Source organism: Halanaerobium salsuginis (assembly GCF_900114545.1).
Taxonomy (GTDB): domain Bacteria; phylum Bacillota; class Halanaerobiia; order Halanaerobiales; family Halanaerobiaceae; genus Halanaerobium; species Halanaerobium salsuginis.
The window spans coordinates 1-17,080 of the sequence record NZ_FOTI01000026.1; the positions used below are offsets into that span (position 1 = coordinate 1).

The window sequence follows — 17,080 nt, forward strand, 5'->3', positions numbered from 1 at the left end:
AGGAAAGATAATTTCCTGAAAAGTATCAGCCCAGGAATCTAAAAGATATTCCTGTAGATATTTGGGCAAATCTTTAAATGAATCGTAAAGACTTAACTGCTGGTGACTGTTGGGAACAAACATTCTATCATCCTTTCTTTGATTCCTTAAGTTAATTATATCAAAGAAAGCCCGTCATCTAAAGGGTTATGAGAGATTAATCTGATTAATTTGAGGATGATAAAAGAAAAACTTATTGTTATTATTTGGTTATTAATGAAATTTATTTAGTCTTTTTGGGGGCAAACCTTTATTTATTTACTTTAAGTACAGATAATTTAACTATTATAAATAGTAATTATGGTTATCAAAAGGGTAATATTATTATCAAAGAAGTTTATCAACGTTTACGTAAAAGTTTAGCTGAAGACTTTGTAATTGCCCGTAAAAATGATGAATTCATTTTTTATTTTGTTTCACAGAAAGATAGAGAAACAGTTAAAGAGTTTGCCAGTCAAATTATTAATAATCTTTCTTTACCTTATGAAATAGAAAATAATTTAGTTTATTTAAAAATTAAAATTGGAATTGTAGCCCGAGAAAGAGAAAATTGTCAAGAATTAATTAGAAAGTCACGTTTAGCTCTGCTATTTGTTGATGAAAAGAATAGTATTAAATTTTATCAGGATAGTATGTTAGGCCAATTATCTGGCAGGCTTAACTTAGAAAGTAAATTAAGACGAGCTATTAGCAAACAAGAATTTATTCTTTTTTACCAGCCGCAGTTAGAAACAAAGAATAATAATATTGTAGCAGTTGAAGCTTTAATTCGCTGGTATCATCCAGCCGAAGGGATGATTTCTCCAGGGCAATTTATCCCACTAGCAGAAGATACCGGGATGATTTTAGAAATTGGTGATTGGGTATTACATGAGTCATTAAAACAGTTAAAAAAATGGGAAAATAAAGGCTTTAATAATTTGACTATAGCTGTTAATATAGCTCCCCAGCAGTTTCAGCAGGATAAATTTGTTTTAAAAGTTAAAGAACTTTTAAATAAATATAATGTTTCTCCCTCTAAATTAGAGTTGGAAATAACAGAAAGAACTGTAATTAAAGATGTTGAATATACAGTTGAAGTGCTTAATAAGTTAAAGTTTTTAGGGGTTAAAATTTCAATTGATGACTTTGGAACAGGTTATTCTTCTTTAGAGTATTTAAATAGATTTGCCCTTGATAAATTAAAAATTGATAAATCATTTGTCCATGATCAAAGTAATTTGAATATTGTTCGTACAATAATTATGATGGGAAGTAATTTAGGGCTTCAGGTAGTGGCAGAAGGAGTAGAAACCGCAAGTGAATTGGAATTTTTAATTGAAAATAACTGTAAATATTATCAGGGATTTTATTATACTCCTCCAAAACCTGCTTTTGAAATTGAAAAATATTTTTAGATTTAATCAAAGAAAGGAGAATTAGATTGATAAGTATAAAGAAATTTGAACAGTTAAGTAAAGCTGAGTTGTATGAAATTATTGTGAATCGAATTAATGTATTTGTAGTAGAGCAAAATTGTCCTTATGCTGATTGTGATAATCTTGATCAACAAGCTTATCATTTATTAAATAAAAAATCAGGGGAAATAATTAGTTATCTTAGAATTATTCCAGCTGGACTTGTTTATAATCAGCCTGTAATTGGGCGAGTTTTAGTTAAGGCAGAATATCGCAAACAGAAAATTGCCAGTAAAATGTTAACAGAAGCAATTAACTTTATTAAAACAGAGCTGCAGGCAAATAAAATTAAATTATCGGCTCAGGAATATGTACTAAATCTTTATCGCCAATTAGGTTTCCAACAAGTTTCTGATCGTTATCTTGAAGATGGCATACCACATTATGAAATGCAGCTTGAATTGTAAATAAAAAATCTTTTTGATAGAATAAAATTAGTCGAATAAAAGTTTTTACTTCAGGAGGTGACTAAAAACTGCTAGATTTAGAAAAAGCACTTGTATTTGCGGAAAATTGGGCTGTTAAGGTTGGTAATATACAGCAAAAAAAACTAAAAGAAAATAAATTTAAAGTTAGTACTAAAAGTACTGAAACTGATCTAGTTACAGAAGTTGACTTATTAAGTGAAAAAATGATTAGGGCAGAAATTAAACAAAGATTTCCAGAACATAATATTTTAGGTGAAGAAATTGAATATGAAGATCAGAAAAGTGATTATACCTGGGTTATTGATCCTCTTGACGGAACGAATAATTATGCTAATTCTTATCCCATTTATGCGGTTTCTATTGCCCTGAGGGATAAGTGTGATTATTTGTTAGGGGTTATTTATTTACCAGAGTTAGATCAATTATATTCAGTTATTCGAGGACAGGGTAGTTTTAATAAACAGCAGCCGCTTAAGGTTACAGATAAAATAGCCTTAAATCAAGCTTTAATTGCAACCGGATTTCCCTATGATAAGGATAGTTCTCAATTAGATAATTTGGCTCCTTTTAATAAGTTGCTAAAAAAACTTAGAGGTATCAGACGTTCTGGGAGTGCTGCTTTTGACTTAACAGCAGTTGCAGCAGGTAAAATAGATGCTTATTGGGAATTTAAATTAAGTGAGTGGGATTATGCTGCTGGTGAGCTGCTGGTTAGAGAAGCTGGCGGAGAAGTATTTAAAACCAGCCTAGATGACAACTTACTATTGATAGCTGGCAATAAAAATTTGGTTAGACAGATAAAATCAACTATTAATGATATTTATAATTTTAGCTAAAAAATAGCAGAGGAGTAGATCATGAAAATAATACGTTATCAAAATCAAACTGATGAAATAAAATATGGCATTCTTAAATCAAGCAAAATATTTGAACTGCAGGGTGATCTTTTTGATGATTTTTCTGCTGGTCCAGCAGTAGCTGAATTGAAAAATGTTAAATTGCTAGCTCCTATTATGCCACCTAATATTATAGCAATCGGGCTTAATTATCGTCAACATGCTTTAGAAACAGGTGCTCAAATTCCTGAAAGACCAGTTATTTTTATAAAGGCTACCAGCAGTATTACTAATCCTGATTCAGAGATTATTTTACCTAAACTTGCTCCTGATGAAGTTGATTTTGAAGCTGAACTGGCTGTAATAATTTCTCGTCCGGCTAAAAATATTGAAACTGTTGAAGTAAGTGATTATATTTTAGGATATACTTGTGCTAATGATGTTAGCGCGCGTGATTGCCAAAAGAAATTAGATAAACAGTGGGCACGTGGGAAATCATTTGATACTTTCTGTCCGCTTGGTCCCTGGATTGAAACAGAACTTGATGGAATGAATTGTGAAATTAAGTCTATTTTAAACGGAAAAGTCATGCAGAAGTCGAATACTTCTGATCTGATTTTTAATATTGAACAATTAGTTAGTTATCTATCACATAATATGACCTTATTACCAGGAACTGTAATCTTAACTGGAACACCTGAAGGAGTAGGATTTGCTAGAGAAAAGCAGGTTTTTTTAACTGCAGGTGATGAGATAGAGATAAAAATTGCTGGTATTGGTAGTTTGAAAAATAAAGTTGTCAGTGAAACTAATTAGTTTATATATAAATTTTACTCTTTAGGGAGGTAGTTATGAATTTTTTTAATTCTAAAACAGTAAGTTTAATAATCCCTATTCTCTTAGTTGTTCTTTTTTACTTAATTAAAAGCATTTATAATTCTATTCAGCAAAGAAGAGCAGAAGAACTATTTGGAAATTACCATAAAGATCGAATTATTTATTTTAGTAAAAAAGTTAATTTTTTTGGTCTTAGCAGTACAGGATTAACTCAAATTAGAGGTAATGGTTCTTTACTCTTAACAGCAGAAGAAATTCATTTTTTAAAATGGCTGCCTAAGTCTGAATTAATTATTCCTCTAACAAATATAGAAAGTATAGAAAGAGTTAATTCTTTTCTGGGTAAAAAAAGAGGTAAAAATAAAGAACTATTAAAGATTGATTTTTTTAATCAGCAGGGAGAATTAGATTCAGCTGCACTTTTACTTGATAATCTTTCTGTCTGGGAAGAAGTCTTACAGGCGAGTTTAAAATAATAAATTTTTAAACTTAATTATTATTAAATAAATATGAAAAAACCGCTCTGATTAGAAGATAATACTCTTCAGAAGCGGCTTTTTTTATTCAGTTATTTAATAATAATGGCCTGACTTAAAAACTAGAGCTGCTAAAAGAGTTTAAACATTATAATTTTTAAGGCTATCCCGGAAGTTTTCAGTTAAATCTTCCATTTGTTCTATATAGCCAGTCATATCTTTGATTTTTTCAGAATAACTATTAACACTGGCACTCATTTCCTGACTAGAAGCAGAATTTTCTTCTGCAATAGCTGCCAGATTATTAAAGTTAGCAATAACTTCTTTGATTTTCTCAGTTTCAGTGTTTAATCTATTTACAATATCAACTACCTGGTCAGTAGCTTTTTCAATATCATTGGTAGCATTATTACTTGAATTAGCTACATCTTCTAAAGCCTGATTGCTAGCTTCTAGATTAGTAAATTGTTCGCTAATATTTGAGCTTAAATTTTCAACATGTTCAGTAAATTCTCCTAGATTTTTACGAATTGTTTCAACTGCTAATTGAGATTCTTCGGCCAGTTCTCTTACTTCTTCTGCAACTACTGTAAAGCCACGCCCATTATCAGAAGAACGAGCAGCTTCGATAGATGCATTTAAAGATAATAAATTAGTCTGACCTGCTATATCTTCAACAGTATCAACTATTTCCATAATAGTAACTATTTTTTCGGATAACTGTTTTCCCAGTTGATTAACATTAGCAAAAGCAGATCTAACTCCGCTTATTCGCTGGTTGACTTCAACTACAGCTTGCGTTGAGTTTCGAATGTTACCAACAGCTTGTTTTAAATTATCGCGACTATCTTTACCAGCATTAACCAATGTCTGAATTTCTTCTACATTTTGATTAACAATATAAGTAGATTCCTCTGTTTCATGTGCTTGAGCCTGAGCTCCCTGAGCTACTTCATCAACTACTGTGGCAATACTTTCTGATACTTTTTCCATGTCTTCAGCTAATTTCACAAAATCCTCAGTAAAATTATACATATCATCTGTACCACCTTTAAGTAGTAAGATGTCTTCTCTTAAAGCAGATTTAATCTTCCTTAATTTATTAAATAAATTTTCAAAATCATCAGCTGTCTGCAGTCTATTTTCATCATCCAGATTTAATTTGCCAATTTTATCTAACTCATGATCAACTGTCTTTAAAGGAGAGACTAACAATTTACTTATAATAAACATAATAACTGCCAGAGAAAAACCAGCAGCTAGATTTAGTTGCCAACCATCAGAAAACTGTGGCAAAAAGAGAAGAGCAGTCGTTAAGATAAAAGTTGTTACACTTAGTTTGGCTGGTATACTTTTAAAGATACCAAAACTCAAAAGGCGAGAAAATAAATAATTTTTTTCTGAACGAAATGATTTTTCAAATTCAATATGTATAATTAGATATTGTTCACCATCGCTATCAGTTCCACGATCTATTTCTTCAACTTTAATTGGTGTTTTAAAAAAGCTGGAACTACCAGATAATAGTCCTAGGAAATAGTCAAACATGCCTCGCTTTGATTTATAGGTCATTTTTATTTTATGATCATTTATTTCTTCTGCTATTAAGCGTGGCGGATTTGTACCAGGCAGCATTTCTGTTAATTGAGAATGAACTGTGTCCATCAACATTAAAAAATTTTTCAAGGTACGATTGCTAAAATAAGATGGAAACCAGTTTGAAAAAGTTTCAATATTTTTTTCACCCATATCATACCAAATTTTAGCTGGCTTTTTGTGAATATCTTGTCCAATAAATTTCATGAGATCTTTTGTTTTCTGATCTTCAATAGTTGTCATTGGAGTTATAATAAGGTCCTCTTTAAAACCAGCTTTCTTTTTAGCTCTTTCGACTACATCATCACCATAACTCTTGCTAAGAGTTTTTAACCAGGTTGAAACAACTGTTCCTTTCATAAATTTACCCCCATTTTATTAAAATTTATAATTGCTCAACTATAAAACTTATAAAATTAATAACTTTATAAGTTTCAGTATAAATATTTTTGATTATTTTTTAATCATATAATTTAATTCTTGATAACTGCTTTAATACCTGCTTAATTTAGCTTTTATATATTTAATTTTAATAAAGATTAGATATTTAAATTTACATTTAATTAACATATTTGCAATCTGTTTGTAACCTTGATCTGTCATTATATAACTAACGGAAAAATATTAATGTATTTGTTTACTCGCTGGGGTGGCAGATGCGGCTGTTTAACAGCCGTTTCTGCTTTTTTTTAGTTTCTGATTTTTTGATTACTTAGTTTAAATGTATGGTTTTTTACTTAATTAAACTTAATTTTGTTTTATAATTAAATAAATTAATCATTTGAGCAGGCATAAATAGTAAACTTACAATAACTTTTATTTAGATAGGAGTTGAGAAGATGACTGATCATAAATTTAATCCAGCTAAGAGAGCTAAATTATTAGCTAAATCAAGGTTAGAAATTCTGCAGCCTTTTAATTTATTGAAAAGATTTAATTTACAAGCAGGAGATATATTTATTGATGTTGGTGCTGGAAATGGTGCTTTTGCTATACCAGCAGCAAAGATTGTTGGCAGAACAGGTTTTGTTTATGCTGTTGATGTAGAAATTAAGATGCTGCTTGATTTAAAATATAGAGCTCAACAGCTGGATTTATCGAATAGAATAGAAATAATAAAGAGCCAGGAAAATGATGCTAACTTGCGTCAGCCGGCTGATCTAATGCTATTTTCTTATATGTTGCATGAGGTAGATAATAAATTTATTTTTTTAGAGAACTATTTTAGATTTCTTAAAACAGGAGCACGGGTAATTTTTATTGAATGGCAAGCTGATGTTGATGATAAAGCAGGTCCACCAGCTTCTCATAGAGTTGCTAGATCAGAATTAAAAGAGCTTCTAAAAGATAATAATATTACTGATTTAGAAACTGAAGAACTCAGCTCAGAAATCTACTTAATGACAGGATTAAAAAAATAAATTTAAAATCTATTTGCTTAAAAAATCACCACTTAAACCAAGAACTGCGTAGACTGTTGGGCCAACATGGCAGCCCAGGGTAGGACTGATCCGACTATTAAATAATTTTATTTCTTTATTTTGTTTTATTTTGCTTAATAGTTTATTCTTAGTTTTATTTAGATCATTTTCTCTTCTACCGTGGGCAAAGCCCAGCCAGATATTTTGCTCATTTTCTATTTTATTTAAAACAAGTTTAATAATTTTATCCATGGCCCTTCTTTCCCCTCTTGCCTTAGCAACTGGCTCTACTTTACCATTCTCAGAGTTAATTGAAATTACTGGATTTATCTTAAAGATTGACCCTAAAAAAGAACTTGCCTTACCAATTCTGCCTCCCTTTTCCATATAAGTTAGATCTTTAACTGTAAAATAGAGAAAAAGATTTTGGCGTGCTTTTTTCAGCAGTGCAACTATTTCTGGAGCCGATTTATTTTGAAAACTTAATTCAGCTGCCAGATTTACTAACATACCTAATCCAAGTGAAATAGTTGCACTGTCTACTACTGTAATTTTCCCAACAGGGAATTCTGCAGCAGCAAGTTTGGCTGATTCAAAGGTACCACTGAGAGCTTTTGCAACATGGATTGAAATTATTTGCTCATGTTTTTTAAGTAAGTTTTTATATTTTTGAATAAATAAATTAGGTGCAGGTCGAGAAGTATGTGGTAGTTTTGTTGAATTTTTTAACAAAGAAAAAAAGCTATCTGCATTAATATCTATGCCATCTTGATAAATTTCCTCTCCGAAGTGGACTGAAAGAGGTACTACTTCTATTTGATATTTACTAATTAGTTCTGTGTCTAAGTCACAGGTACTATCTGTTACAATTCCAATACTCATAAACTACTCCCTTCATAATTATTATAAGCTATTAAGTTATTTGTAAAAGCTATAGTTAATTTTAGCACTTAAATTTTTTGCTGTCCAATTTAATATTTACTGGGAGAACAGCCCATTATTTTTTTGAAGATTTTAGAAAAAGAATATTGATCTTTATAGCCAACACTAATTGCAGCTGTTTTAACAGTTAAATGATAGTTTTTTAATAAAAAAGCTGCTTTTCTTATTCTAAATTCTATTAAATATTGCTGTGGAGACTTTTCTAATAATTGATTAAAAATTTCCCAGAGATAAGATCTATTTAAACCAACATAGGCTGCAATATCAGTTATTTTTAGATCTGGACTTGAATAATTACGGTCAATATAATTTAGAGCAACTTTTAAATAATTGTATTTAAATTCTTGTTCATTATTTCGAACAGTTTTAGCATTATTTTCAATTAGCTCAGCAAAAAATAAATAGAGCAGTCCAGTAAGTTTAATTTCTTTTGATTTTTTTAAATTTCCTGTTTCTGTCATTTTCCAGAAAAGCTGAGAGATTTGAGCAGGATTATTAACTGTAAAAAATGGTTGTTCCGGGCTAATTCCTGCCAAATTAAGATTTTTTTCTGCTTTGAGACCATTAAAACCAATCCAGGAATATTGCCAGGGGGTTTTTTTATCTGCTTGATAATAAGAAATTATTTCTGGCCAGATTACAAATCCCTGTCCTTTTTGTAAATAAATTTTTTTTTTATTAAATGAAAAAAAACCTTTACCCTGATGAATATAATGGACTAAAAAATAATCTCTAATTGCTGGGCCATAGCTGTGTTCTGGTGGACATTTTTGGGAACCACAAATATGAATATCAAGATCAGTTAAATTAAGACGATTAATTTGTAGATCATTTTCAACAGCCATTTTAAGTTCCTTTCTTCATTTAATTTAAATAGTCAAATCCAACATTAGACTATGCTAAACTTACATAAAATCATTTATATTTATATATTACTATGGATATAATTAAATTACAAATTTGAGATAAAAGGAGAGATAAAATGTTGAAAATTACTTTTTTAGGAGCTGGGAGTACTGTTTTTGCCAAAAATGTTTTAGGAGATTGTATTCTAACACCTGCATTACAGGAAGCAGAATTTGCTTTATATGATATTGATCAACAGCGGCTTAAGGATTCAGCAATGATGCTAGAAAATATTAATAGAAATTATGGTAATCAAGCTAGAATTAGAAGCTATCATGAATTGAAAAAAGCTTTAAATGGAGCTGATTATATAATTAATGCGATCCAGGTGGGTGGATATCGACCTTCGACAGTAATTGATTTTGAGATTCCTAAGAAATATGGTTTACGACAAACTATCGCTGATACGCTAGGGATTGGAGGTATCTTTAGAGCCTTGCGAACAATTCCTGTATTGCTTGAATTTGCAAAAAAAATAGAAACAGTAGCACCAGAAGCCTGGTTTTTGAATTATACTAATCCTATGGCAATTTTAACCGGTGCAATGCTCCGGGCAACTGGAGTAAAGACAGTTGGCTTATGTCATAGTGTACAGGTTTGTCATCAAAATTTATTAGAACCACTTGATATGAGCACTGATAATATTCAATATAAAATTGCTGGAATTAATCATATGGCATGGCTTTTGGAAATCACAAGAGATGGCAAAGACCTTTATCCAGAAATTAAAAAGAAGGCTTTTAATCGTACAGAGCCTCATTCTGATTTGGTACGTTATGAAATTATGAAACAATTTGGTTATTATGTAACAGAATCTAGCGAACATAATGCAGAATACTTACCTTATTTTATAAAAGAAAAATATCCTGAACTAATAGAAAAATTTCAGATTCCTCTTGATGAATATCCTCGTCGCTGTGAAAAACAGCTGGCTGATTGGAGCGAAATGAGAGATGAACTTGTTAAAAATGAACAGATTGAACACCAGAGAACAAAAGAATATGCTTCTTATATATTAGAAGCAATGGAAACTAATAATCCTTATAAAATTGGTGGAAATGTTTTAAATAAAGGATTAATTACTAATTTGCCAGCTAAAGCAGTTGTTGAGGTACCTTGCTTAATTGATAGCAGCGGTGTTTCTCCCTGCTATGTAGGAGAACTACCTGAACAATTAGCTGCTTTAAATAGAACAAATATTAATACTCAATTGCTAACAATTAAAGCTGCTTTAACTAGAAAAAAAGATTATATTTATCAGGCAGCAATGTTAGATCCTCATACTTCAGCAGAATTAACTATTGACGAAATTATTAATTTATGCGATGATTTGATAGAGGCCCATGGAGATTGGTTGCCCAAATATAAATAAATTGGGAGTGATATGGTGGCATTTTTGCAAAAAAATCGCAATAAGTTATTAATTATGGCATTTACAATTATGCTGATGAACGGAGTTGTCAATAATTTAAGGGGCCAAATTGGTCCCTTTATAATTGAACAATATAGTTTAAGTTATAGTAAATTAGGCTTTTTGTTTTCTTTTTTTTCAATTGGCTCAATGGTGGTTTTCTTTTTTACAGGTAAATTAATAGAAAGATTTGGTTTAGTTAGATTACTTTTAGGTGGATTAGTGACAAATTTTATTGCTCTATCATTATTCTTCTGGATAAATAGCTATTATTTGTTGATATTAGCATTTACTTTGATTGGAATTGGTCTAACAATCCTTAACATTTCGGCAGTAAATTTAGTTTCAATTTCTTATAGTAAAAAGAGAGGAAAGATGATAAATCTGCTCCATTTATTTTATGGAATTGGAGGTATTTCAGCACCATATTTTGTAACAGTTTTAATAAAAAATGGTTTTAGCTGGTCAAGCAGTTTTCTTTTTAGTCTTATTTTTGTAATTATAATTGGCTGGCAGTTTAAGTTAGTTAGTCTGCCGCAGATAGAAGTTAAAACTGGAAAGCAGCAGATGGATTCTACTTTAAAACTTCTGCAAAATAGGAGAGTTACTTTATTTGCTTTAATTGTTTTTTTACAAGTTGGAGTAGAGTTTTCTATGGTTACCTGGCTGGCACCTTTTTTAAAAAATTTTCAGGGAAGATCAGAGCTGGCAGTTAGTTTTCATTTATCATTATTCTTTATTGCTTTTACAGTAGGAAGGTTTATTGCCAGTCTATTAGTAGAAAAATTTGGGTATTATAATTTTTTGCTTTTTAACTGTGCTGCAGCTATCTTATTTATTAATACTGCAGTAATTGGTGGCTATAACTATACTATTTTATTACCACTATCGGGCATATTCTTAGCTGTTCAGGTACCAACCACTCAGGCTGCTATTTTTGATAGTTTTTCGCAAAATGGGATTAAAGTAGTTGGATTTTCTCAGACAGCAGGTATGATTGGTTCGACCGTACTATCAAACTGGTTATTAGGTTTTGTAAATGACTTCTTTAATTTAAAAGCAAGTTTTATTGCCTTAATTTTAGTTTTAATAATCTCATTTTTAGCGACTTATCGTTTAAAACAGCTTAGTTAGTATAATTTCAGGCTGCAAAACCAGAATTTATTTCCAGACCATTGCGGGCTGCTAGTAGTTTTTGATAAGAATTTTCTCGTTTATTAATTAAGTATTTGTTATTAGGCTGAGCTTTGAAATTAGCAGCTGAATCTATTTCAGTTGAATTTTCTTGATTAAGTTCTGAACGGGCTTGCATAGCCATTCTAGCTGCTTTGGCTGCTATCTGCAAATCAGCTGAAGAAGGGTTGGCTGGCGCAGTTGCAGCTCGTTTTATTTGTTCAGCTTTTTTAATAGTTTGCTCAGGCTCTTTTTCTGGAGAAGTATCAATACTAACAGAACCTCCGACAGCATAACGTTTATTATCTGGACCAGTAGTATAACTATAAGAGGCTGAGCCAGCATACTGCCCCCCAACTGCCTGATGAGCCATCTCGTGTGCTCTAACTTCTCGATCACGCTGTTTAAGTTTATTTACTTTAGATTTTTCTTCGGGAGAAAGTTTTGCCGGATTATTTTTAGTTTGTGATTCGCTATCATTTTTAGTCTGACTTTCAGAGCTATCAGCAGATTTCTTAACAGAGTTTATCAAAGTAGTAGCTGCCTTATCTGCAGACTTACCATAGTTATTTTCTGGATTGAATTCAGATTTAATATTAGAGCTATTTGTCCATCCAGGTACTGGTTGACTATTTAAAGCAATCATAGTCACTACTATCACCTCATTACTATTTATTATAACTAATTATTATGTTCTAATTATACTATACTTTTTAAAATTAAATAAATTTTCACTAAATTATTCTTTACCAGGCTAAATAAATGTGTTATAATAAACTTAGTTAATTTAATTAATTAACTAAGGGTGGGGGTTAAAATCAATGAAAAAAGGTAGCTTTCAAAATATGAAAAAACAAAACCAAAAAAACATTCTTTTTTTAATTAAAAGCAAAAAAGGAATTTCCCGGGCACAGATTGCTGATCAATTAGAAATTTCCCGGGCGACTGTGACTAATATCGTAAGAGAATTAATTAAAGCAGATTTAGTTCAAGAAAGTAAAGAGGGCCAATCAAGTGGAGGCAGAAAACCGATGCTGTTGGAAATTAACCCTGAAGGAGCATATGTAATTGGTTTTGAATGGGGGATTACTCATTTAAAAGCAGTTTTACTTAATTTGGAAGCAAAAATTATTGCGCGTGATTTTATAAAAATTACTGATTCTGCACTCCAGGCTTATTTAAAGCCTAGTTTTAGCTTAGTTGAAAAATATCAAGGTAAAATAAAAAATCCAGCTAAAATTATTGGAATTGGACTTGGAGTTCATGGCCTGGTTGATCCACAGCAGGGAATCTCTATCTTTGCCCCTCATTTTAATTGGGATAAAGTTAATTTAAAGCATTTTTTTAAAGATAAATTTTCTTACCCAATCTTTGTAGATAATGATGTTAGAATGATGGCTGTCAGTGAAATCTGGCAGGGTAGAAAAGATTTTGCTTTTATTAACACAGGTTCAGGAATTGGGGCTGCACTTGTTTTTAAAGGAGGACTTCACTACGGAAATAATTTTGCAGCAGGAGAATTTGGACATTTAAAAATAGCGGATCAAGGTCCACTCTGCCATTGTGGCAAACATGGCTGTCTGGAAACATTAGCTGGTCAGGAAAATATTTTACAAAGTTATTTAAATCAACTAAAACAGACTTCAGCTAAACAAGGAGAAATAAAATTTATTGATTTAATTGCAGCTTATCAAAATGGAGAAAAAGCAGCTGAAAAAGCAATTTCTAAAGCAATTAAATATTTTTCCAGGGCAGTTGTTGATCTAGTAAATTTACTAAATCCAGAAGCAGTAATAATTGGGGGGCTCTTTGCTGATTATGAAAATATTTTTATTGATAAAATTTTAGCAAAAGTAAAGGCTGCTGCTCTGGAACAGGCAGCAGATAAACTTGTGATTTTGACTCCCTATTATCAAAATTTGGCTGGAGCAGTAGGTGCTGCTGAGCAAGTTTTAACCAGTTTTTTTAAATTTGAATTATAATTATAATCATTAAGTTAGAAAGGGGTAATTAGATGAATATTTTGGTTACAGGTGGAGCAGGTTACATAGGCAGCCATGTTTTGAAATTATTACTTAAAGCTGGCCATAAAGTTGTTACACTGGACAATCTACAAAAAGGTCATCGGCAGGCAGTGACAGGAGGGCAATTTGTTGTAGGTGATTTAGCTGATCGAAAATTATTAAATAAAGTAATGCAAGAAAATAAGATTGAGGGAGTAATTCATCTGGCAGCAGATAGTCTGGTTGGAGAATCAATGGAAAAGCCAGCAAAATACTATTTTAATAACTTTATTAATGGAATTAATCTGCTGGAAGCAATGGTAGCTAATGGGGTTAAATATATAGTTTTTTCTTCTACGGCAGCAGTTTATGGTGAACCAAAAGAAATTCCAATTAAAGAAGAAAATTTAACTAAACCAACCAATACTTATGGAGAAAGTAAATTGTTTTTTGAAAAAGCTCTTAAGCGTTATGAACAAATTCATGGTTTAAGATCTATTTCACTACGCTATTTTAATGCAGCTGGTGCTGATCCTGAAGGAGAAATTGGAGAAGCTCATAATCCTGAAACTCACTTAATACCACTTATTTTAGAAACAGCATTAGGTGAGCGAGAAAAAATATATATTTTTGGTGATGATTACCCAACTCGTGATGGTAGCTGTATTCGAGATTATATTCATGTCAATGATCTGGCTGCTGCTCATTTATTGGCAATTGAATCTTTAGCAGTTAAAAATAAAAGTGCAGTTTATAATTTAGGCAATGGAGAAGGTTATTCAGTTAAAGAAGTTATTCAAGCAGTAAAAACTGTTACAGGTCGTGATTTCCCAGTCGAAATAGCTGCCAGAAGAGCAGGTGATCCAGCAGTTTTGATAGCTAGTTCAGCTAAGATTAAAGAAGAATTAAACTGGCAGCCGGAATACTATCAATTAGAAAAAATAATTTCTACAGCCTGGGAATGGCATAAAAACGGTGGTTTTAATAAATAAGATTATTAATTTAAATGATTGGGGTGTAAAAATGAATAAAGAGCAGTTATGGGAAAAATTTGCAGAAGTATTTACGAAACTTGACTTAAAAAAAGGAATTTATGCAGCACCTGGTAGAGTTAATTTAATTGGTGAACATACTGATTATAATGATGGTTTTGTTTTACCAATGGCAATTGAAAAAGAAATAACTATGCTGGCTCAGCTAAGAAATGATCAGCAGGTTAAAATATATTCACTTGATTATGATAAATTAGTCGAATTTGATCTGCTAGATTTAAGTTATGATAAGACTAATATCTGGGTCAATTATTTAAAAGGAGTACTGACTGAATTACAGAAAGTTGAGCAACAATTGCAGGGAGTTAATTTAATGTTTACCGGTAATATCCCCCAGGGATCTGGTCTGAGTTCTTCTGCTGCACTAGAAGTAGCAACAGCTCTAGCAATTACTGATTTAAATAATATAGAATTAAATGGAGTTGAGATGGCTTTGCTGGCTCAAAGAGCAGAAAATAATTTCGTTGGAGTCCAGTGCGGAATTATGGATCAATATATTTCTCGACTAGGGCAAAAAGATCAGGCTCTTTTAATTGACTGCCGGAGTAATGAATATGAGCTTGTACCTTTTGCTAATCCAGATTATCAAATAGTAATTTGTAATTCTAAAGTAGAAAGGGGTCTGGTAGATTCTGAGTATAACCAGAGACGTCAAGAATGTAATCAGGCAGTTAAATTTTTCCAGGCAAAAGAAAATAGTTCAATTCAGGCTTTACGTGATTTAAAATTAGCAACTGTTGAACAATATAAAGCAGATTTACCAGCAAATGTTTATAAAAGAGCTCATCATGTTGTAAGTGAGAATGAAAGAGTATTAGCCAGCAAGGAAGCACTTGCCCAAAATGAAATGCTCCAATTTGGCAAGTTAATGAATGCTTCTCATTTGAGTTTAAGCCGTGATTATGAAGTTAGCTGTTCTGAACTAGATATATTGGTAGAAATAGCACAAAAGGAAGGTGCAGCAGGTGCGCGGATGACAGGAGCTGGCTTTGGGGGCTGTACTGTTAATCTAGTTAAAAAAGAAGCTGTAGCAGAATTTACAGCTGCAATAAAAAAAGAGTATAAAAAAAGAACAAATTTAAGTGCTGATGTGTATGTAAGTAATCCTGGGCCAGGGGCACGTAAACTGTAAGATTTATAGTTAAATGGGGGTTAAACAGTTAAAAAACTGTTAACCTCCATTTTAAATTTAAAAATAAATTATCTGAATAATGATATTAAAATCACTTTTGCAAAGACTTGATTAATTAAATAAATTATGTTAATATTTATTTAGATAATTTAAATCGTTTTAAAAAAGGATTTGAGTAGATGATTAGACTAAAAGATGTAGCTAAAAAAGCCAATGTTTCTCCTGCAACAGCTTCTCTAGCATTAAATAATAGTGATAAAGTTAATGCTGAGACTATGCGGAGAGTACAAAAAATAGCTGCTGAATTAAATTATATACCAGATGTAAGAGCAAAAGCTTTAAAAGCAAAAGAAACAAAAATTTTAGGGCTTGTAATTCCAGAAATTGATAATCCATTTTTTTCTGAGATTGCTAAAGAAATAAAGCGGGTAGCTAAAAAAAATGGTTATAATATTATTTACTGTGGAGTTGAAAGTCAGCAGGAAGAACTGGATTATATTAATTTATTTCGAGGGATGCAGGTTGATGGAGCCATTTTTGCTTCTTCAGTTAGTAAAGTAGATGCTAACTTAGCTTTGATAGAAGAATTAGCAGCTAATTTTATTCCAGTTGTATTTATCAATCGTTTACCAAAACATACAGAAAATATAATTGCTGTAAACTCTGAATTAGAAAAAGCTCCTCAGGTAGCAATTGAGCATTTAGTTAAACTTGGTCATCAAAAAATTGCTTTTGCTGGCAAAGAGAATGAGTCCAGAATGAAAGGTTATTTAAAAGCTTTACAGAAATTAAATATAACATATAATAATCATTATACTTTTAAAAATATATTATCTTTTGAAGACGGCTATAAGTTAGGCGAAAAAATTGCTAAACAGCAGGATAGACCAACTGCAATTATCTGTCATAATGATGAAGTAGCTATTGGTCTTATTCAATCTTTAGTTAGATTAGGTTTACAAGTACCAGCAGATATTTCAATTTGTGGTATAGATAATATTCGTTTATCGCATTTTTATAATCCAGCTTTAACAACTGTTAATATTCCTAATAAAAAAATGGGCAGACAGGCAACTAAAATATTGCTGGCTGAGTTAAATTCTAGTCCAGAACAAAAAGCAAAGTTATTTAAAAATGATTATAATTTTTCAGTTAAATTAATTGAAAGAGAAACTACCAGAGCTTTAAATTAATAAACCAGTTTGGGTTTGTTAATTTTTAAAACGATTTAAATAAATTGAAAAATTACAATAAATTATATTTTTTATTTAGATATAATATTCATAATTTTTTAAATAAATTTTATCAGGCAAACCATAAATTAAATCAAGTGAGGTGAAAAAAGCAGTAAAAAGAGGCTTGCCAAATATT

The 17,080-nt window shown here is 31.1% G+C and carries 16 protein-coding genes; 12 read left to right on the plus strand and 4 right to left on the minus strand.

The features are described from left to right. Window positions 1–275: 275 nt before the first annotated feature. From BMZ74_RS08955 to BMZ74_RS08975, 5 genes are all read left to right on the plus strand, one after another. Window positions 276–1,436: a putative bifunctional diguanylate cyclase/phosphodiesterase gene (locus BMZ74_RS08955; RefSeq protein ID WP_245750860.1), complete on the plus strand. Its 1,161-nt coding sequence runs from the start codon at window positions 276–278 to the stop codon at window positions 1,434–1,436. Window positions 1,437–1,462: 26 nt separating this feature from the next. Beyond that, window positions 1,463–1,903, plus strand: coding sequence for a GNAT family N-acetyltransferase (locus BMZ74_RS08960; RefSeq protein WP_245750861.1), 441 nt, complete (start codon window positions 1,463–1,465; stop codon window positions 1,901–1,903). Window positions 1,904–1,971: 68 nt separating this feature from the next. Next, window positions 1,972–2,760 carry an inositol monophosphatase family protein gene (locus BMZ74_RS08965; protein ID WP_089861908.1) on the plus strand — a complete coding sequence of 263 codons (789 nt, stop codon included), beginning with the start codon at window positions 1,972–1,974 and terminating at the stop codon, window positions 2,758–2,760. Between the two features lie 21 nt (window positions 2,761–2,781). Beyond that, a complete protein-coding gene (locus BMZ74_RS08970; protein WP_089861909.1) occupies window positions 2,782–3,576 on the plus strand; it encodes a fumarylacetoacetate hydrolase family protein in 795 nt (264 codons plus the stop codon). A 35-nt stretch (window positions 3,577–3,611) separates the two neighbouring features. Next, entirely contained in the window at window positions 3,612–4,073 is a 462-nt protein-coding gene (locus BMZ74_RS08975; protein ID WP_089861910.1) for a hypothetical protein, read from the plus strand. A gap of 141 nt (window positions 4,074–4,214) precedes the next feature. Here the strand turns inward: BMZ74_RS08975 and BMZ74_RS08980 are convergent, their stop codons facing one another. Then, complete coding sequence (locus BMZ74_RS08980; RefSeq protein WP_089861911.1) at window positions 4,215–6,029, minus strand: heme NO-binding domain-containing protein; 1,815 nt, start codon at window positions 6,027–6,029, stop codon at window positions 4,215–4,217. A gap of 479 nt (window positions 6,030–6,508) precedes the next feature. Here BMZ74_RS08980 and BMZ74_RS08985 point away from each other — a divergent pair, with 479 nt between their 5' ends. Further along, window positions 6,509–7,090, plus strand: a complete 582-nt coding sequence (locus tag BMZ74_RS08985) for a class I SAM-dependent methyltransferase (RefSeq protein ID WP_089861912.1) — start codon at window positions 6,509–6,511, stop codon at window positions 7,088–7,090. A gap of 9 nt (window positions 7,091–7,099) precedes the next feature. On the opposite strand, the gene BMZ74_RS08990 is transcribed toward BMZ74_RS08985, so the two are convergent. Further along, window positions 7,100–7,972: a DegV family protein gene (locus BMZ74_RS08990; protein ID WP_089861913.1), complete on the minus strand. Its 873-nt coding sequence runs from the start codon at window positions 7,970–7,972 to the stop codon at window positions 7,100–7,102. A gap of 89 nt (window positions 7,973–8,061) precedes the next feature. Beyond that, window positions 8,062–8,877 carry an AraC family transcriptional regulator gene (locus BMZ74_RS08995; RefSeq protein ID WP_089861914.1) on the minus strand — a complete coding sequence of 272 codons (816 nt, stop codon included), beginning with the start codon at window positions 8,875–8,877 and terminating at the stop codon, window positions 8,062–8,064. A 137-nt stretch (window positions 8,878–9,014) separates the two neighbouring features. Here BMZ74_RS08995 and melA point away from each other — a divergent pair, with 137 nt between their 5' ends. Continuing rightward, a complete protein-coding gene (gene melA, locus BMZ74_RS09000; protein ID WP_089861915.1) occupies window positions 9,015–10,310 on the plus strand; it encodes an alpha-glucosidase/alpha-galactosidase in 1,296 nt (431 codons plus the stop codon). A 24-nt stretch (window positions 10,311–10,334) separates the two neighbouring features. Beyond that, the gene (locus BMZ74_RS09005) at window positions 10,335–11,483 is read left to right on the plus strand and encodes an MFS transporter (protein ID WP_089861938.1); all 1,149 of its coding nucleotides are present in this window, start codon (window positions 10,335–10,337) and stop codon (window positions 11,481–11,483) included. Window positions 11,484–11,490: 7 nt separating this feature from the next. On the opposite strand, the gene BMZ74_RS09010 is transcribed toward BMZ74_RS09005, so the two are convergent. Next, a complete protein-coding gene (locus tag BMZ74_RS09010; protein ID WP_089861916.1) occupies window positions 11,491–12,168 on the minus strand; it encodes a putative metalloprotease CJM1_0395 family protein in 678 nt (225 codons plus the stop codon). Window positions 12,169–12,343: 175 nt separating this feature from the next. Here BMZ74_RS09010 and BMZ74_RS09015 point away from each other — a divergent pair, with 175 nt between their 5' ends. The 4 genes from BMZ74_RS09015 (at window position 12,344) to BMZ74_RS09030 (ending at window position 16,902) form a co-directional block, all read left to right on the plus strand. Beyond that, entirely contained in the window at window positions 12,344–13,504 is a 1,161-nt protein-coding gene (locus tag BMZ74_RS09015; RefSeq protein WP_089861917.1) for an ROK family transcriptional regulator, read from the plus strand. 32 nt (window positions 13,505–13,536) lie between these two features. Next, window positions 13,537–14,517 (plus strand): UDP-glucose 4-epimerase GalE, encoded by a 981-nt coding sequence (galE, locus tag BMZ74_RS09020; protein WP_089861918.1) that lies wholly within the window; start codon window positions 13,537–13,539, stop codon window positions 14,515–14,517. 31 nt (window positions 14,518–14,548) lie between these two features. Continuing rightward, window positions 14,549–15,709, plus strand: a complete 1,161-nt coding sequence (locus tag BMZ74_RS09025) for a galactokinase (protein ID WP_089861939.1) — start codon at window positions 14,549–14,551, stop codon at window positions 15,707–15,709. A gap of 179 nt (window positions 15,710–15,888) precedes the next feature. Next, window positions 15,889–16,902, plus strand: coding sequence for a LacI family DNA-binding transcriptional regulator (locus BMZ74_RS09030; protein ID WP_089861919.1), 1,014 nt, complete (start codon window positions 15,889–15,891; stop codon window positions 16,900–16,902). The last annotated feature ends 178 nt before the right edge of the window (window positions 16,903–17,080 follow it).